Source organism: Pseudomonas sp. LBUM1659 (genome assembly GCF_059716045.1).
Genome location: NZ_CP166797.1, coordinates 6,278,866 through 6,296,662, shown reverse-complemented (window position 1 = coordinate 6,296,662; position 17,797 = coordinate 6,278,866). Strand labels below are relative to the sequence as shown.

The 17,797-nt window shown below is 59.9% G+C and carries 13 protein-coding genes and 1 pseudogene; 1 reads left to right on the top strand and 13 read right to left on the bottom strand.

Going from position 1 to position 17,797, the window contains the following annotated elements:
• Positions 1 to 4 precede the first annotated feature (4 nt).
• The 12 genes and pseudogenes from ACA048_RS28795 to coaBC form a co-directional block, all read right to left on the bottom strand.
• Entirely contained in the window at positions 5 to 640 is a 636-nt protein-coding gene (locus tag ACA048_RS28795) for a LysE family translocator (protein WP_497627272.1), read from the bottom strand.
• The gene (locus tag ACA048_RS28790; protein WP_497627271.1) at positions 640 to 1,422 is read right to left on the bottom strand and encodes an SDR family oxidoreductase; all 783 of its coding nucleotides are present in this window, start codon (positions 1,420 to 1,422) and stop codon (positions 640 to 642) included. Before ACA048_RS28790 ends, ACA048_RS28795 begins: the two co-directional genes overlap by 1 nt.
• Entirely contained in the window at positions 1,419 to 2,615 is a 1,197-nt protein-coding gene (locus ACA048_RS28785; protein ID WP_497627270.1) for an ATP-grasp domain-containing protein, read from the bottom strand. Before ACA048_RS28785 ends, ACA048_RS28790 begins: the two co-directional genes overlap by 4 nt.
• Positions 2,612 to 3,868, bottom strand: a complete 1,257-nt coding sequence (locus tag ACA048_RS28780) for an ATP-grasp domain-containing protein (protein WP_497627269.1) — start codon at positions 3,866 to 3,868, stop codon at positions 2,612 to 2,614. Before ACA048_RS28780 ends, ACA048_RS28785 begins: the two co-directional genes overlap by 4 nt.
• Positions 3,869 to 3,909: 41 nt before the next feature.
• Positions 3,910 to 4,866 (bottom strand): TauD/TfdA family dioxygenase, encoded by a 957-nt coding sequence (locus ACA048_RS28775; protein ID WP_497627268.1) that lies wholly within the window; start codon positions 4,864 to 4,866, stop codon positions 3,910 to 3,912.
• Between the two features lie 141 nt (positions 4,867 to 5,007).
• Positions 5,008 to 6,849: a carbamoyltransferase family protein gene (locus ACA048_RS28770; RefSeq protein WP_497627267.1), complete on the bottom strand. Its 1,842-nt coding sequence runs from the start codon at positions 6,847 to 6,849 to the stop codon at positions 5,008 to 5,010.
• A complete protein-coding gene (locus tag ACA048_RS28765) occupies positions 6,846 to 8,888 on the bottom strand; it encodes an iron-containing redox enzyme family protein (RefSeq protein WP_497627266.1) in 2,043 nt (680 codons plus the stop codon). The genes ACA048_RS28770 and ACA048_RS28765 overlap by 4 nt, the downstream gene beginning before the upstream one ends.
• A 177-nt stretch (positions 8,889 to 9,065) precedes the next feature.
• Positions 9,066 to 10,115 (bottom strand): hypothetical protein, encoded by a 1,050-nt coding sequence (locus ACA048_RS28760; RefSeq protein ID WP_497627265.1) that lies wholly within the window; start codon positions 10,113 to 10,115, stop codon positions 9,066 to 9,068.
• Positions 10,116 to 10,839: 724 nt separating this feature from the next.
• Entirely contained in the window at positions 10,840 to 11,745 is a 906-nt protein-coding gene (gene argB, locus ACA048_RS28755) for an acetylglutamate kinase (protein WP_034147720.1), read from the bottom strand.
• Between the two features lie 39 nt (positions 11,746 to 11,784).
• Positions 11,785 to 13,161, bottom strand: a pseudogene (locus tag ACA048_RS28750) (phosphomannomutase/phosphoglucomutase); the annotation flags it as partial.
• 265 nt (positions 13,162 to 13,426) lie between these two features.
• Positions 13,427 to 13,882 (bottom strand): dUTP diphosphatase, encoded by a 456-nt coding sequence (gene dut / locus ACA048_RS28745; protein ID WP_027926354.1) that lies wholly within the window; start codon positions 13,880 to 13,882, stop codon positions 13,427 to 13,429.
• 5 nt (positions 13,883 to 13,887) lie between these two features.
• The gene (coaBC, locus tag ACA048_RS28740; protein WP_497629944.1) at positions 13,888 to 15,096 is read right to left on the bottom strand and encodes a bifunctional phosphopantothenoylcysteine decarboxylase/phosphopantothenate--cysteine ligase CoaBC; all 1,209 of its coding nucleotides are present in this window, start codon (positions 15,094 to 15,096) and stop codon (positions 13,888 to 13,890) included.
• Positions 15,097 to 15,232: 136 nt separating this feature from the next.
• Between coaBC and radC the strand changes: the two genes are divergently transcribed.
• Complete coding sequence (radC, locus tag ACA048_RS28735) at positions 15,233 to 15,907, top strand: RadC family protein (protein WP_497627264.1); 675 nt, start codon at positions 15,233 to 15,235, stop codon at positions 15,905 to 15,907.
• A 182-nt stretch (positions 15,908 to 16,089) separates the two neighbouring features.
• Here the strand turns inward: radC and ACA048_RS28730 are convergent, their stop codons facing one another.
• Complete coding sequence (locus tag ACA048_RS28730; RefSeq protein WP_497627263.1) at positions 16,090 to 17,679, bottom strand: ABC transporter substrate-binding protein; 1,590 nt, start codon at positions 17,677 to 17,679, stop codon at positions 16,090 to 16,092.
• Positions 17,680 to 17,797 lie beyond the last annotated feature (118 nt).

Genomic DNA, 17,797 nt, shown 5'->3' with positions numbered 1-17,797 from the left:
TCTGTCAGGTTAAAGGCTTACGCAGCAGGATATCGACCGCGAACACGCCCAGGACAGTCCCGGACACCCAACGCTGGGACCGCATGGCCAAGGGGCGTGTGGCCAGGAAGTTGCTGACCCTGGAAGCGGCCAAGACGATGATGCCGTTCACTGTGACGGCAATCACGATCTGTACCAGCCCGAGTTGAATGAACTGCTGTAAGGTCGATCCTACGGAAGGATCGATGAATTGGGGGATCAGGGCGGAATACATCAGTGCAATCTTCGGATTCAGCAGGTTCGTCACTAACCCCATAGTGAACAGCCGTCTCGGCGAGTGCGGTGGCAGCTGGCGCGCTTCGAAGGGGGAGGTGCCCTTGGGCTTGAGCATGTTCCAGGCCAGGTAGCCCAGATAAAACGCGCCCGCGATTCTGACTACGTCGTAGGCCACCGGCACGGCCTTGAACAAAGCAGCCAGCCCCAGTGCCGACGCCAGCAGGTAGCACACGAAGCCCACGGCCACACCCGCCAGGGAAATCATCCCCGCCAGTCGCCCTTGGGAAATCACTCGCGAGGTCAGGTAAACCATATTAGGTCCCGGTGTCAGCACCATGCCCAGGGCAATGATAGCCACACCGGCCAGGCTTTCCAGCGCAACCATCAGCGTGCTCCTTCGTTTACTGGGGTATGGGCGCCTGACTGCTGCTCGAGCCAGCCGAGACTGCCGCGGAATAGTGCATGCTGGGCGCGCTGGGCCACTGGCCGAACCACGATTTCGTCGACATTGATATGGGCCGGCAGTTCGGCGATCGACGCTACTACCTGAGCGACATCTTCGGCGCTCAAAGGCCGGTCGACATGCTCGTAGATGGCCTTGACCCGCTCGGCATCGCCGCGAAAACGATTCAAGGAAAATTCCGGCGTATGCACCATGCCGGGTAGCACTTCGGTGATGCGCACCGGCACGCCGGTCATTTCCAGTCGCAAGGACTGTGTCAAGGCACGCTGAGCGCTCTTGGCCGCACAATAGCCGCCGCCCCCTTCATAGCCAGCGAGCGCCGCCGTAGAGGTGATATTGACGATGCAGCCCTGAGACGCGATGAGCCGAGGCAACAGCAGCTGGGTCATCCTCAAGGTCCCGAGCACGTTGTTGTTGAACATGTTCGTCCAGTCCTCGGCAGTCGCCGTGCCTATCGCATCCAGGCCAAGCGCACCGCCCGCACAGTTCACCAGAAGATCGCAGTCCGCGACCTGTGCCAGGTCCTCTTCCCGTGCCTGGGTCACGTCCAGCACGATAGCCTGTCCGCCGGTTTCTCCGGCGATCCGCTCAAGCCGATCACCTCTGCGCGCGACCAGGAATACCCGCCAGCCACGACTGGCCAAAGCACGTCCGCACGCCTCTCCAATGCCACTACTGGCCCCCGTAATAACGGCTGTTTTCACGATTGAACGCTCCATGATTTAGATAACTGTTGGAAAATCTTCCCTACGTCGCGTGCCAGCGCAGAACCCTCGAAACTGCGCAGGCGAAGGCGGGTTCTGGCGCCCTCATAAACACCGCTGGCGGAGTGCTCCAGGTCCTGAGGCTGAGCCCAATATAGGGTTCCCAGGCTCTCGCGCGAAGAGCTGCCGTGCCGGGCGATCACCCAGGCGCCCCGCTCGCGGTGCAAGGGGCGGCCCTCACTGCTGCGGCTGCGCGCAAGGTCCCTGTAGCGAGTTGACGCCCCTGTCTGGAGCTCCCAGGCGATCCCCAGCAGGTCAATATCCCTCACCTCCCGCCAGAGGAAAGGAATTTCGGCACCGCCAACCCGGGCACCAATTTCCAGAAACAGCAATTCATCACCCTGGTCGAACAGTTCGAGGTGGAAGACAATTTCCCGCGCTGGCGCGAAGGCCATGAGCAATTGCCCAACGCGCTGGGTAATCCGTTGCTCGTCCTCACTTTCCTCCAGCTCAATGCTGCCCAGTGGGCTGTCCGGGCCGAAGTCGGCGCAACTGTTCACATAGCGCGATGCCGTGACTACCACGATCCGTTCCCCATCCCACCAGCCGTCTACGTGAAGGATCGGGGCGGCGCAGTAGACTTGAACCATCATCGGCTCGATTGCCTGCTGCCGCTGATCAAGATCTCCGGGACCGCGAAGGATCTTCACGCCGCGACTCGCCGTGCCATAGCGCGGCTTGAGCACCAGCGGATAGCCGTGACTGGCCGCTAGTCGCTCCACGGCTTCGCAGGAATCGGCAGCCACTGCCGGCAACACACTAATCGACGTCTGCCGGCCAGCAAAGTCCAGCATGGTGAGCTTGTCGCGAAACCGTTCGATCCAGGCAACGGAGTCTCCCGGTATTCCCCATCGCTCGCGAATCGAAGCGGCATTAAGCAGGTCGCCTTCATTGAGGGCGACCACTAGCACCGGAACGCCGTACTGCTGGACCAAGCGCCCGGCCTCAGCCTTGACTGCCTCGGCATCGTCCAGAGAGGCCAGCGTCGAACTCGACGCCAACCGCTCGCTCGGCAGCGATGCGAGGGATTCGGGCGTGCAGATCGCCCGAATCATCATTCCGTCAGGCAACTCGTATCGGTCGTAGAGGGCTTGGCAGCCGACCCAACGATGCAAGCAAAGCACGTAGCTCATGCCTTGGATTCCACGATGAAGTGGACTGCCTCCACCAGTTCGTCTCCGATTCGGACGGCGTCTTCACGCGTGGTGCCTGTTACCAGTACATACCCTGAAACGCAGTCGGCAACGGTGTCGAGCGGTGGAATCTGGTCGCCGTTGTGCTTTTGGATCACCACGGCACGCTCGGACCCACCCAGCTCGAACAGGAACGGCAGGAACACCAGCGGAGTCTCGCCCTGCCTGGTGTGACGCACGTCGACGTCAGGCTTGAGGTCGAGCTCAACCTTCGTCACCTTGCCAGGCGTCGGGACGAAGAACTGAATCGCCGCACCGGCAATAGGTTCGGGCGACACCTCTGGCAGCGTGTCGATACCCAGGGGCACGGTCAGGAACATGCGGTTCAGGTCCAGGCCAAACGCGCGCCTCACCAGTTCCGGTGCACCCGAGCCGGCCAGGCGGGCATGGGATTCGAGTACCCGAGGGCCCTTCGGGGTCAGCACGAACTCGCTGTGGGACGGACCTTCCTCCAGCTCTACGGCGTCGAGCAGGCGGCAGGTCATTTCCTTCAGCTCTTTCAGCCATTTCTTGGCGTCGGTGCTCGGAGTGCTGACTTCCCACTCGACGTACTTGTCGTTCATGCGGTATTGGGAATAGCCGATCGGCAGGTGGCGTCGCTTGAAGGAGAAGGAGTCTACGCTGACGACTGGCCCCTCCAGGTATTCCTCGATGATGATGTGTTTGACATCGGCGTCCTGCAGGGCCAACCAGGCCTTCGTCGCGGAGGTTTCGTCATCGCAGGGATGAATATGCAGGCTGGCCACACCTTCTGCCGGCTTGAGTACCGATTTGCCATGGCCTTTAACGAATGCGATTGCATCCTGCGCACTGGTGACGTGGCGATAGGCTACGGGGCTCAGGTCATGCCTGGCCAGCAGATCGCGCATGGCCACCTTGTCCTTGAGCAGGCGCGCGGTCTTGTAGGAAACCCCAGTGAGGCCGAAGTGTTCGACCACCTTGCCCGTCGACTCGCCCGCTACTTCGGTGGTGGTGATGATGCGATCAAACGGACGTTCGCGATGCAGGGGTTCGAGCACCTTGATGATCGCGTCTGCGTCGTCGATCCTGGCATGCACCACCTGTTCGCAATGGGCAACGATCTCCTGCTCGTAGTCCCCCTCCTGGTGCACCAGCACTACGTCGATGCCCAGTTCCTTGGCGCCGTGAATGGGCGCGGGGCGGCCTCCGATTACTGCGATTCGCTTGTTCATGCGTGAACTCCATGTTTATCGTGATGGGGTTTGAAGAAGGCTTAACTGCCGTACACCCTGCGCAGCCAACGTACGTTGCTGTCGGGCATGGGCTGGAACGCCTTGCGTCGGTGCAGCACGCGGGCGTTCTTGAAAATGAAGAAGTCACCTGGCTGAAGCACCACCTCAATACCCTGGGCATCGCGCAGGCATCGGCGCAGGAGCCCGAGGGCCTCTTCGCTGTCCGGGTCGAGCGCCGCCACGATCCCGTCGTCGAAGCGCAGGCGATTACCGCTATTGCCCTGTTCCAGGATCGGCAGCACCCTCTGCGGGCCATCGAAACCCTCGTTGGAAGCAGGGGCACCGAAGGTGAAGGCAGGCCTCTGCAATTGGGCGATCGCCCAGGTGGGCAACTGTGAAAGGACCTGATCCACACAGACGATGCCGGTGGAGGCGCCTTCCAGGTTGCGCACGGCGGTAAAGGCCAAGTAGTTCGGTACGGATGCCGCGACGCCCTGGCCCTGGTCGTCGAAGGGCCAATTGGGATTGTCGGTGTGCCAGAAAAATTCCACGTCCGCCCCCCAGGAGCTCGTGGTGCCCGCGGCCTCCGGCACCGGAACCACGTTCCTGACCAGCTTGCCGAGGTTCTCGTACTCGACTGCATGCGGCCTGACACCCAGCAATCGCAGCATGCCAAACTGCAGCAGGTCAAAATCCAGGACGCACTGGGCGTTGGCCAGAAAGCCATTGCGCGGCGTCACGACATCCGTGGAGATCGAAATGCCTCGCAGCAGCAATGCCTTGTACGGGCTGGTGGGGAATGCACGTATCGTTTTGACGCTATCGCTGCCCAATACTGTGCGCAGCCAGCCCTCACCGATTTCTCCCACGCTGTCGGCGTGGTGCGGCGTTTCGGCCAACTTCGCGCGACAACCCCCCAGCCCGGTCAGGTCGGGGTCATCGATGATCATGACCTGGACCACCGAAGCCTGCTGAACATCCATGGCCATGATGCTCATGATTTGCGTTTCAGGTATGAGCTGGCCTTGGGGTCCGGCCGGTGTGCGAACGTAGCGGTTCGGCGTAGGTACATTCCCAGCGGCAGGATCAGATAGAGCAGAACGTAATTCATGGTGCACCTTCCCTAGTGAATGAATTGATCAGTCCAGCGGCACGGTTTCGCGCCAGTCGACCGCTTCCTCGAACCGAGGCTGTTCCGACTTTTCCAGGTAGAAATCGCCGATCGCCAACACATCCATGTTGGTACGCATGAAACAGCGATAGGCCTCGAACGGGGTGTTCACGATCGGCTCGCCACGCACGTTGAACGAGGTGTTGACCAGTACAGGACATCCCGAACTCAGGTAGAAGCGCTCAAGCAGCGCGCGGAACCGTGGGTTTCGCTCCCGGTCCACGGTCTGCACCCTGGCCGAGAAGTCCACATGGGTAATCGCCGGCAGATCGCTGCGCGCCACCTTGAGCAGATCGATACCGGTCAGCTGCGCGTGCTCGTGTGGGATCGCCTTGCGAATGGACTCAGCCACCGGCGAGACCACCAGCATGTAGGGGCTTTCCTCGACAATGTTGAAGTACTCCGCCGCTTTTTCCTCAAGCACCACGGGCGCGAAGGGTCGGAAGGACTCGCGAAACTTGATGCGCAGATTCATGGTCGACTGGGTGTCCGAGCGGCGCGGATCTCCGAGGATCGAACGGGCGCCCAGCGAGCGTGGACCGAACTCCATCCGCCCCTGGAACCAGCCGATAACCCCGCCGCCCTCGATGCTGGTGACCACCCGGTGGTCAAGCTCCTTCTCCGAGAGTCTGTGGAAAACGGCACCGCATGCTTCCAACTCGTCCCTGATCTGCTCTTCACTGTATTCCGGACCGAGCAAGGCTCCGCTCATACCATCGAGGACGTCAGCGGGCAGTTCGCGACTGGTCACCCCGCGATGTTTCCGGTCGGTCAGTAGTGCGGCGCCCAGCGAGCCCCCCGCATCGCCCGCCGCCGGTTGCACCCAGAGCCTGTCGAAGGTTCGCTCGCGGGAGATCACGCCATTGGCAACACAGTTGAGGGCGACGCCCCCGGCCATGCACAACGATGTCTCGCCGGTGAGCTCACGGGCGGTCTTTGCCAGGCGCGATACCACTATTTCCGTGACTTTCTGCACCGACGCAGCCAAGTCGAATTCGCGCTCGGTCAATGGCGCCTCGGGCAAGCGCCGGGCCCCACCGAACAGCTGCTCGAAGGCCTCGCCCGTCATCACTTCCCCCTTGATGAACTCGAACTTGGTCCAGTCAAGCCTGAAGCTGCCGTCGGGCTTTACGTCGATCAGGTGCGCGAGGATCGTGTCGACGTACGTCGTCTTGCCATAGGGCGCGAGTCCCATGAGCTTGTATTCGCCGGAGTCCACCTTGAAGCCGCAGAAATAAGTAAACGCCGAGTAGAGCAGGCCCAGCGAATGGGGGAAGGACAATTCCGCGACCAGCTCGATGCCGTCTGCTTTGCCGTGCCAGAGGGTAGTTGTCGCCCATTCGCCGACACTGTCGATGCACAGGATCGCGGCGCTCTTGAACGGACTTGGGAAGAACGCCGAAGAAGCGTGGGACGCGTGGTGGCCATGCACTTCGATCTGGCGACCGTCCCGGTCTCCCATCGTTTTCAGATGACGCGCGACCTCACGGTCCATCCGCCGTTTGGTCGACAGCCAGTCGCCAAGCACCGGCGCATAGGTGCGCGCGGCCGAAAATCCCGCCACGGCGGTTGTCGAGAGCACCCGACGAAACTTGAGCGCCGGGTCTTCGTAATAGGCGACATGGTCAACCTGCGCCAGGTTGATGCCCGCGTGTGCCAGGACGTACTCGATGGCCTGCCGTGGAAAACCCGGGTCATGGCGGACCCGACTGAAGCGTTCCTCCTGGGCGGCGGCAACGATTTTTCCGTCTACTACCAAGGTCGCCGCGCTGTCGTGATAGAAGGCAGAGATACCAAGTGTGTACGTCATAGCAACGACCTCACTTTTTCGCGAAACTTGTCCAACATTGTTTGCTCCTTGGGTGGATTGAGCGCGACGAATCCGGTACGGACCCGCGCCCACATTTCGTCACGGTCACTTCGAGGAAATGCGCCGAGGTAAGCATCCAGGCTCGCGGCAGCCCATGCCGTATGCCCGGTGGAGATGTTGTCGATGGAGTTGTGCAGATCGACGAACATCGTCGGATAGCCATAGGCGACCAAGGCGTTGTGGGTACGCCGATAGCCGCCACCGACACCGGAAAGCTCCATCGCCAGGTTCAGCCCGAGAATCTCCGGGCAATAGGTTTGGGGATATCGCCCGATCGACAGCCAGAAAACCGGCAGTCCGAAGTTTTCGTCGTTGAAGCAGTCTGCATTGGCGTAGTCAGGGTTGGCGGTGGCTGGCAACTCGCCATGTACTGCCGTTAGCAAGCGACGGTAGATGACAGGATGGTTCTGATTTTCAATTCCATTGCCCAGCTCATCGAAAAGCGTCTCGAACAGTCGGCTGCCGTACGCTGTGGAGGCCACCGCTGGATGGGCGAACCCAGCCAGCCACGCACCGTCGATCATCGTCAACGGCGCCAGGGAAAGGATATCGGCGACCACCTCTTCGCGGGACGGTAGCTCTTCATCCTGTTCCAGCGCCTGATTGGACTCCTCGTGTTGGCGCTGCAACCACTGCCGCAGGACACCGGGAGCCCAATTATCCGGCAATGGGCAACGCCCTTTGGCGACCCCGTGCGCGGCCTTGGCAAGCCAGCGCGTCACGTAGTGTCGGCTATAGCGTTCCTCTGCAGGCGTGAGCTCCACGCGCAGCATGCGCGGGTATGCCTGTCGTGGGCTGAGGCTGGCGGGGACCGGCGCCTCATTGTCCTCCCGAAGGGCTCCAACGAGCATGCCGTCGTCCTTCCACACCTGGCAGGCCGCGGGTTGCAGGGGCGCATCGGCGTAGGGCAGGCCGGCGATCCAACGATCAAGAATTGCAATGTCGTCACGACTGAAGATGCGGAACATCTTGCCCCGTGGCGCAATCAGGCTGGTGAGCAGCGGACTCGACTCGGGCTTGCCCGCCCTCACGTAGGTGCTGGCGGCGAGGTGATCGAGAAAGATCAAGGAGTCGTCGACCTCCAGCAAGGACTTCATCGGCACCTTGTTCAGTCGCGTCTTCTCGTGATACTGGCAAGCATCCGGCCGACAACGGCTGATCAAATGGCGCGCTGCCTCTCTCGGATCGAGCCAGCGCTCAAGTACATTGAGCAGCGCCTCGCTCATCTGCTCGGTTTGCCAGCGCGCCCACAGGTAACCCTGGCGTACGCCATCGTGGCCAGACGCCCCCTCGTGCACGAGGAATTCCCGCACTGCCGTTTCAGCGAGCACGGAGAGGTCATCGGTACCACCGGCAGGGTCGCGACTCAGATCGAGGAACTGGCAAGCGGACGGTTCATCGTGGGCGATGAACTCGAAAGAGGGCAGCAGTCCGCAATGACGCAGATATAGGTTGGCACCCAAGACCTGAGCCATGAGCGACTCCGGGAAGTGCCCCAGCACGGCCAGGGTCGAGGCAAAGTTGAAGGCCCCATCCGAGATCCTTGGGTCGGCTACCGCCCGCAGCAGGTCTTCACCGGCATCCGCCAGCGAATACTGACGCAGCAACTCCTGGTAGCGCTGGATGCGACTGGCCCCTGGCTGACCGACACCAACATCCGTCGCATGAACTCTCAGCGCTGCCATCGCGTAGCGAGCTTCGTTGTTCCAACTGGCACACACCCCATGAATCAGGTACTGGCTGCCTATCAGAAAGGGCGCCGACTCCAGCGCAGCCTTGGCACGCAGCGCCCGGGCATCCGCTTCGTTAGCCTTGATCGCCTGCGCCAACCTGCGGAATCCTTCGCGCACGGGCCTAAGTCGCTCGAAGGCAATGTTCGGCAGCGCGGCAAGGACCGTCCCACTGGCGAAGTCGGCGTCTGTTGGATCTTCTCCAGGCGTCGCATCGAGGCAGGTACGCAAAGTGGCCGACGTAAACATGCGCCTGGCCTCTTCTCCTGCCTGGGCCCCGAGGAAACTAGAAAAGATCTGCCTGTTGGTTTTCATTAGTGCATCGGATAGATGGAGGAGTTGTTTTTCTTCTTGGCTTTTTTCTTCCTCTTGAACAGCGAGCCAAGTGCCTTGCGAATTCGCTTTAACATAAAGCCTCCTTAATTCTTAATGCAGGTATCGATGAATAGCGCGTGCCACAACATCATTGCCAAGGTCCGTAAAGTGTGCGCGGTCGACAAAAAACCATTCGTCGGCCGAACGTTCGCGCAAGTCCTCGACCAAGTTTCCAAATCGAATACCCAGCGCATAACAACCATTAGCCAATTTATCGGCATATTGTTCAGCGACGGCGGCATCGGAGATATCGCCATATAAGTGTTGCCACGTGCCCAGTCGGGAAATCCGGTCAAGCTCATCAAACAGTTTCTGTTCTTCGGTGCACGGCTTTCTAACCCAGGTCGCCAAGGGCTGCATGACAAAGGAAAGTTCCGCGCCCAAGGAATCCGCAAGCCGTTTCCAAGTGGCCAGGCAATTGAGGGTTTCTTGAGTGGCGCGCGTCAGCGTTTGGTCAATCGGTGGCACCGAGGTGGTTTCGGCTGGCCACTTTGGAAGTTTGACGGGCGGTAGTTTGGCGCCATGCTCTACAGCAACTTCATCAAATTTTTCGTAATACTCTCCGCAGAAATAGAACGGCGGTAGATCGCCGCGAATGAACTCAGGAAGACGTGCCATAACCAGCGTATTGAAGCCCCCCATGACCACGATCCGGCGCACTTTGGGTAAACGGTGGACATGCAGCATGAACAACATCAATTCCTGTGTCGCATTGAAGCAATGTCCCGCAAAATTCAGCCATGGCGTTCCGTCGAGATCATGAAAGGAAAGGCGGCTCACCAACGAGGCGGCATCGCTGGAAGCTCCGTACCCCAAAGCTGGCGAGGCTCCGACCAGCAAATTGACTTCCGGCGTTGCGCAAGCCTCCAGGCTGCCGACACTGATCGGCCGGCCTTCGGCATCATGGGCGAAACGAAATCCGAGCCGATCGGTATTGATCGACGCTGATCGGTAGTCGGCGGCATTGAAGCTCATGACATAGGGCAGGTACTGGGAACGACCACGATTTGCGAATCGATCGTAGTCGATCATCTGCGGTGTTAACTTCACACGTTCCAGACTGGCGTCATCGAGTGCGATGCGTTTGCGACTTTTGAACATGACCAGGCCACTCCTTGATTAAGAACCGGAATTCCATTTGACCAGGGAAACTTTTTCAGGGCGAACGCCAACAAACAACTATCGAAGTTGTAATTACGAAATTGCTGACAACGAACCGCGGTCATGACTTGACCGCACTGCTCAATGTGAAAATCGAAATTAAAATAGATGAGATACGGGGGCGGACATCGCATCGCTATAAGATGCGATGCGATAAGAAGAGGTTTGATGAGCGGATATAATCGCCGAGAGGCGTGATCTTGAATCGTTGCATGCTGCAACGTGGCATTGCCGAGAGTTTTCAAGCATTTGTATATCCCTATACTTTAATCCCTTCCGGTCCTCGGAAGGTGTAACCATGGCCTCGATTCTAAGCGTTAAATCGTTGGTGTCAATACGTGACAACTCGTATTTCATCGGTGAATATTCACCAGGGGCGGTCAGATCAACTATCCATATGAATAATTACTGCTTGGCCATGCATACTAATGGGTGCGAAGCATAGAGTGATATGACGCAATTTTAAGAGAAGTTCGAATCGTTCGGCCATTAACGCCTGACAGCTGGCGTGTTTGGCATTGGACTTCTGCGCAGGGTCGTGTTGCACGATGTTTTTCGAGCCCCGCTGGGCTCGCATAAAAAGATCGCAGGCTTCATCAGGTTCTACGGATTATTCATACGTCCGTAGGAGCTGCCGAAGGCTGCGATTTTTTTAACGTTGGACTCAGTGACGTTTGCGATTGCTGATCAAGGTACCCACACCTGTATCGGTGAAGATCTCCAGCAGAATCGCATTAGGCACTCGACCATCAATGATCAGAGAGCTGCCCACGCCACCTTGCACGGCTTCCAGCGCGCAACGGATCTTCGGCAGCATGCCACCGTAGATGGTGCCGTCGGCGATCAGGTCGTCGACCTGTTGGGTGGTCAGGCCGGTCAGCACGGTACCGGACTTGTCCATCAGCCCGGCGATGTTGGTCAGCAGCATCAGCTTCTCAGCTTTCAACGCTTCGGCGACTTTACCGGCCACCAGGTCAGCGTTGATGTTGTACGACTCACCGTTGGCGCCAACGCCGATGGGCGCGATCACCGGGATGAAGTCGCCTTTTACCAGCAGGTTCAGCAGATCGGTGTTGATGCCGACCACTTCGCCGACGTGACCGATGTCGATGATTTCCGGTTGGGTCATCTCCGGGGTCTGGCGGGTGACGGTGAGCTTTTTCGCTCGAATCAGCTCGGCGTCTTTACCGGTCAGGCCGATGGCGCTGCCGCCATGACGGTTGATCAAGTTGACGATGTCCTTGTTGACCTGGCCGCCGAGGACCATTTCCACCACGTCCATGGTCGCGGCGTCAGTGACGCGCATGCCATCTACAAAGTGGCTCTCGATCGACAGTCGCTTGAGCAGGTCGCCGATTTGCGGGCCACCACCGTGAACGACTACCGGGTTAATGCCCACAGCTTTCATCAGCACGATGTCGCGGGCGAAGCCGGTTTTCAGCTCCTCGCTTTCCATCGCGTTGCCGCCGTATTTGATCACCAGCGTCTTGCCGACATAGCGGCGAATGTAAGGCAGCGCTTCGGACAGGACCTTGGCGGTGTTGGCGGCGGCTTCGCGTTCGAGGGTCATTCAGGGCTCCGGCACTTCAATAAAATGCGCTTCAATCAATCAAAACGGTAGTTGGAGGTCAGGTGCAACACGTTTCAGCTGGGTGTGGAACACGTCTTTGATGCGCTGCAATTCAGCTTCATCATCGGCCTCGAAACGCAGCACCAGCACCGGTGTGGTGTTGGAGGCGCGCACCAGACCCCAGCCTTTGGCGTAGTCGACTCGCACGCCGTCGATGGTGGTCAGGTCAGCGCCTTCGCCCCACTTCGCATCGTGCAATGCATCAATGATGCTGAATTTGCTCTCTTCGGTCACATGGATATTGATTTCCGGCGTAGAAATATCGTTCGGGAAGGTCGCAAACAGCTCTTCCGCAGTGGATTTTTCCTTGCTGAGGATCTCCAGCAGACGCGCGGCGCTGTAAATGCCGTCGTCGAAACCGAACCAGCGCTCCTTGAAGAAGATGTGCCCGCTCATTTCACCGGCCAACAGCGCGCCGGATTGTTTCATTTTCTTTTTGATCAACGAGTGACCGGTCTTCCACATCAGCGGACGACCGCCATATTCCTTGATCAGCGGGATCAGGCGTCGGGTGCATTTGACGTCGAAGATGATTTCCGCGTCAGGGTTGCGCGCCACAACATCACGGGCGAACAGCATCAGCAAGCGGTCCGGGTAGACGATGCTGCCGGTGTTGGTCACCACACCAACGCGGTCGCCATCGCCATCGAAGGCCAGGCCGATGTCGGCCTTGGTTTCCTTGACCTTGGCGATCAGGTCGACGAGGTTTTCAGGTTTGCCCGGATCCGGATGGTGGTTCGGAAAGTTGCCGTCGACGTCGCAGAACAGCGGGATGACTTCGCAGTTCAGCGCTTCGATCAGATGCGGGGCGATCACGCCGGCTGCGCCGTTGCCGCAGTCGACCACGACTTTCAGGCGACGGGCCAGTTTGATGTCCTGGACGATTTCGGTGTTGTAGCGGTCGAGGATTTCGACCTTGGTCACGCTGCCTTTGCCGCTGCTCAGGTTGTGGGTCTTGAGGCGCTCGTGCAGGGCCTGGATCTGTTCGTTGGCCAAGGTGTCGCCAGCGATGACGATCTTGAAGCCGTTGTAGTTCGACGGGTTGTGGCTGCCGGTGAGCATCACCCCGGATTTGCCGGCCAATACATTGGCGGCGTAGTACAGCGCTGGCGTTGGCACCAGGCCGACGTCGCTGACATGGCAACCGGCATCGGCCAGGCCTTTGATCAGTTGCTCAACCAGTTCCGGGCCGGACAGGCGACCATCGCGACCAACGGAAACGTTCGGCTCGTTCTGCGCCAGGCTTTGGGCGCCAATGGCGCGACCGAGCCAGTAAGCGGTTTCAGCGTTCAAGAATTCCGGGACGGTGCCGCGAATGTCGTAGGCGCGAAAGATGCTGTCTGGGAACTTGGGTGCGACTTGGGCGGGGGTGTTCATCTGTAGGAATGCTCCATCTCGAAAGTGACTGGACAGGCCTGCTTGGTACGCTTCGGCCGGCTCAAACTGAAGGGTATGACGGCGTTTTCCACAGAGAGTTCGTGGTGCGAAAAGGCCATGCCACCGGGATTAGCGAAACTTTGGTCGGCCAATGCCTTGATTTTCGGCGGTAAACCTTCCAGATGAACTTTGTGTAATTCAGTGCAAAACCTGTGGGAGCAAACTCGCTCCCACAATGAATTCATCAATGGCTGCCGGAATGCCCGAAACCGCCTGTACCTCGCTGGGTTTCGACGAACTCTTCAACCATCTCGAAATGCGCTTGAACCACTGGCACCAGCACCAACTGGGCCAGCCGCTCGCCAACGACCATGGTGAATTCGGTCTGGCCACGGTTCCAGCAGGACACCATCAGCGGGCCCTGGTAATCGGAGTCGATCAAACCGACCAGGTTGCCCAGCACGATGCCGTGCTTGTGGCCCAGGCCAGAGCGCGGCAGGATTAGCGCGGCCAGGCCCGGATCACCGATGTAGACCGACAGGCCGGTCGGGATCAGCACGGTTTCACCCGGCTTGATGACGATGTCTTTTTCCAGCATAGCGCGCAGGTCAAGGCCGGCGGAGCCTGGCGTGGCGTACTGCGGCAACGGGAATTCGGTACCGATGCGGGGGTCGAGGATCTTGGCTTGCAAAGCGTGCATGTAAATTAAACCTGGTTCAGACGTTCGGCGATAAAAGTGATCAGCTGGCGAGCAATCTTGCTCTTGCTGGTCTGGGCGAAAAGTGTGGCGTGAAGCTCACGGTCGATCACGCTGCAGGCGTTTTCTTCGCTGTTGAAGCCAATGCTCGGGTTGGCGACGTCGTTGGCGACGATCAAATCGAGGTTCTTGTCTTTCAACTTGCGGGCAGCGTAGTCGAGCAGGTGTTCGGTTTCGGCAGCGAAACCGACACTGAACGGACGGTCGGGGCGCGTGGCGATGGTGGCCAGGATGTCCGGGTTGCGCACCATCTGTAGCAACAAGCCGTCGCCGTTCGTAGGGTCTTTCTTGAGTTTCTGTGGGGCGACGACTTCCGGACGGTAGTCCGCGACCGCTGCCGAGGCGATGAACAGGTCGCAAGGGATCGCGGCCTCGCAGGCGGCGAGCATGTCGCGGGCGCTGACGACGTCGATGCGCGTGACGCGATCCGGCGTTGGCAGGTGCACCGGGCCGGTGATCAGGGTCACGCGGGCGCCGGCTTCCACGGCTGCTTCGGCCAGGGCGAAGCCCATTTTCCCGGAGCTGTGGTTGGTGATGTAACGCACCGGGTCGATGTTTTCCTGGGTCGGACCGGCGGTGATCAGTACGTGTTTGCCGGTCAGCGCCTGGCGCTGGAAGCAGTCCGCCGCGCACTGGGCGAGTTCGACGGCTTCGAGCATGCGGCCTAGACCGACGTCGCCGCAGGCCTGGCTGCCGGAGGCCGGACCGAAGGCTTTGATGTCGCGGCTTTCGAGGGTTTGCAGGTTGGCCTGGGTCGCCGGATCGCGCCACATGGCCTGGTTCATCGCCGGCGCGACAGCGACCACAGCGTCGGTGGCCAGCACCAGCGTGGTCAGCAGGTCGTCGGCAATGCCCTGTGCCAGACGGGCGATCAGGTCCGCGGTGGCGGGGGCGATCAGCACCAGGTCGGCCCATTTGGCCAGCTCGATGTGGCCCATCGCAGCTTCCGCCGCCGGGTCCAGCAGGTCGAGGTGAACCGGGTGGCCGGACAAGGCCTGCATGGTCAGCGGAGTAATGAACTCGCTGCCGCCACGGGTCATGACCACGCGCACTTCGGCGCCTTGGTCGATCAGGCGGCGAACCAGATCGGCACTCTTGTAGGCAGCAATGCCGCCGCCGACGCCCAGAACGATGCGTTTCCGATACAGCCGCTGCATAGGTCTGCCTTTCATTTCGTTGATGACTGCATGGCGAGACCCCCTCCCCAGGGATGAAATCGCCAGCAAAAAAGATGGGCTACGATATCACAGCGACCGCTACGGAACAGCGGCGCCCACATACCAGGGAGGTGCTATGAGTATTCGTGATTGGCCGGCGGCGGAGCGGCCGCGGGAGAGGCTGCTTGAGTTGGGTTCGGCAAGTCTTTCAGATGCCGAATTGCTGGCGATTTTTTTACGGACCGGCGTGTCGGGTAAAAGCGCGGTGGACCTGGCTCGACACCTGTTGAATCAGTTTGGCAGCCTGCGCTCATTGCTTGAGGCCGATCAGGTAGCGTTCAGCAGGCAATTGGGGCTCGGGCCAGCGAAATTCGCCCAGTTGCAAGCGGTGCAGGAGATGGGCCGGCGGCATTTAGCCGAGCGAGCTCGCCAAAAATCAGCGCTGGAAAATCCGCAGGCCGTTCGGGATTACCTGAAATCGATGCTGCGCCACGAGCCCCACGAGGTGTTTGGGTGCCTGTTTTTGGATTCCAGGCATCAAGTACTGACTTTCGAAGTGCTGTTTCGCGGCTCCATCGACAACACCAGCGTTTATCCGCGCCAAGTGGTCAAGCGTGCTTTAGCTCACAACGCCGCAGCGCTGATCCTGTGCCACAACCATCCGTCGGGCAATCCCGACCCCAGCCAGGCCGACCGGTTGCTGACCAAGCGCCTGCAGGAGGCGCTGGGCCTGATCGATGTGCGGGTGCTCGACCATTTCATCATCGGCGACGGCGACCCGCTGTCCATGGCCGAGTATGGGTGGATGTAGGAAGAGGGGCAGGTTAAGCGAGACCCTGTGGGCGCGAACCTGTGGCGAGGGGGCTTGCCCCCGTTTGAGGGCATAGCACTCACAAGATCATTGGTGCATCAGAGATTTTGGGGCTGCTTCGCAGCCCAACGGGGGCAAGCCCACTCGCCACAAGCCCGCTCCCACAGGGTTGGTGTTGGTGCTTATGGCTTGAGGCTGACCTTCGAGTAATCCTGACGGCCGAACGGGCTCACCGCATAACCCTCGACATCCTTGCGCGTCAGCGCAAACGCCGTCGGGTGCGCCAGTGGCAGCCACAGCGCCTGCTGCTGAATCTGCGCCTGCGCCTGTTCGTAGAGCTTGGTGCGCACACCTTGCTCGCCGGTGGTCTTGCCGGCACTGATCAGCTTGTCCAGGTCCGGATTGCAGTAACGGGCGAAGTTGGTACCGGACTTGACCGCTGCGCAGGAAAACTGCGGTGTGAGGAAGTTGTCCGGGTCGCCGTTGTCGCCGGCCCAACCCATGAACAGCAGGTCATGCTCGCCGGCCTTGGCGCGGCGGATCAGCTCGCCCCATTCGATCACCCGGATTTCGGCCTGAATACCGATCTGCGCGAGGTCGGACTGGAGCAATTGAGCGCCGAGGCTCGGGTTGGGGTTCAGCGTGCTGCCGGAAGGGCGGGTCCAGATGGTGGTCTGAAAGCCATCCTTGAGACCAGCCTTGGCCATCAATGCCTTGGCCTTCTCAACGTCGTGCGGGTAACCCGGCAAGCTTTTGTCGTAGCTCCAGGTGTTCGGTGGGTACGGGCCTTTGGCCGGCTCTGCGGTGTCTTCGAACACGGCTTTGACGTAATTGGCCTTGTCGAAGGCGAGGTTGATCGCTTGGCGCACTTCCGGCTTGTCCAGCGGCGGATGTTGGCTGTTGATGCCGACGAAAGCGGTCATGAACGCGTCGGTTTTTTCCACTTTAAGCTCTGGCTCTTTCAGTGCGGCCTGTACGTCCAGAGGCTTTGGCGACAGGGCGATCTGGCACTCATTGCGCCGCAATTTCTGCAAGCGCACGTTGGCGTCCGGGGTGATCGCGAAGATCAGCGGGTCCACCGAGGGCTTGCCGCCGAAGTACTCCGGGTTGGCCTTGTAGCGAATCGACGCGTCTTTCTGGAAGCGCGTGAACACGAACGGGCCGGTGCCGATTGGCTGGCTGTTGAGTTTTTCCGCCGTGCCGGCCTTCATCAGCTTGTCGGCGTACTCGGCGGAGTAGATCGAAGCGAACCCCATGCTCAGGGTGGCCAAGAACGTCGAGTCCGGGTGATCGAGGGTGAAACGCACGGTCAGCGGATCCAGTGCGTCGATCTTCTTGATCAGCACGGGCAATTGCATCGATTGCGCATGCGGGAAGCCGCTCTGGGCGACTTTGTGCCACGGGTTGGCCGGGTCGAGCATGCGCTCGAAGCTGAAGATCACGTCTTCGGCGGTCAGGTCACGCGTCGGGCTGAAGTATTCGGTGCGGTGGAATGGCACCTGCGGATGCAGTTTGAACACGTAGGTCAGGCCGTCGGGCGAGACTTCCCAGCTGTCCGCGAGGCTGGCGACCACTTTGCCGCTGGCGGTGTCGAAGTCCACCAGGCGGTTCATCAGCACGTCGGCGGAGGCGTTGGTGGTGGTCAGCGAGTTGTACTGCACCACGTCGAACCCTTCAGGACTGGCCTCGGTGCAGACAGTCAGGGCCGCGGCCATGGCCTGCGGGCCCAGCAGCAATGGGGCGAGCAAAAGGGGTAGGGCAGCGAGGCGCATGGTCGGATTCCTTTACAGATCGAAGGCCCATCTGCAAGTGCAGTCTGGAAAAGACTTACCCTAGTAGGCTCTTTTGCAAATGACTATCCCCTTTTTCATTTTAAGGGGAGTATGTGCG

Excerpts from the sequence above, each read along its gene's own strand:
- dut (WP_027926354.1), bottom strand. The coding sequence starts at position 13,882 with ATGCACGCTTTGCAAGCCAAGATCCTCGACCCCCGCATCGGTACCGAA.
- ACA048_RS28785 (WP_497627270.1), bottom strand. The coding sequence starts at position 2,615 with ATGAGCTACGTGCTTTGCTTGCATCGTTGGGTCGGCTGCCAAGCCCTC.
- ACA048_RS28795 (WP_497627272.1), bottom strand. The coding sequence starts at position 640 with ATGGTTGCGCTGGAAAGCCTGGCCGGTGTGGCTATCATTGCCCTGGGC.
- argB (WP_034147720.1), bottom strand. The coding sequence starts at position 11,745 with ATGACCCTCGAACGCGAAGCCGCCGCCAACACCGCCAAGGTCCTGTCC.
- ACA048_RS28760 (WP_497627265.1), bottom strand. The coding sequence starts at position 10,115 with ATGTTCAAAAGTCGCAAACGCATCGCACTCGATGACGCCAGTCTGGAA.
- coaBC (WP_497629944.1), bottom strand. The coding sequence starts at position 15,096 with ATGCAGCGGCTGTATCGGAAACGCATCGTTCTGGGCGTCGGCGGCGGC.
- ACA048_RS28730 (WP_497627263.1), bottom strand. The coding sequence starts at position 17,679 with ATGCGCCTCGCTGCCCTACCCCTTTTGCTCGCCCCATTGCTGCTGGGC.
- ACA048_RS28765 (WP_497627266.1), bottom strand. The coding sequence starts at position 8,888 with ATGTTTACGTCGGCCACTTTGCGTACCTGCCTCGATGCGACGCCTGGA.
- ACA048_RS28775 (WP_497627268.1), bottom strand. The coding sequence starts at position 4,866 with ATGAGCATCATGGCCATGGATGTTCAGCAGGCTTCGGTGGTCCAGGTC.
- ACA048_RS28770 (WP_497627267.1), bottom strand. The coding sequence starts at position 6,849 with ATGACGTACACACTTGGTATCTCTGCCTTCTATCACGACAGCGCGGCG.
- ACA048_RS28780 (WP_497627269.1), bottom strand. The coding sequence starts at position 3,868 with ATGAACAAGCGAATCGCAGTAATCGGAGGCCGCCCCGCGCCCATTCAC.
- radC (WP_497627264.1), top strand. The coding sequence starts at position 15,233 with ATGAGTATTCGTGATTGGCCGGCGGCGGAGCGGCCGCGGGAGAGGCTG.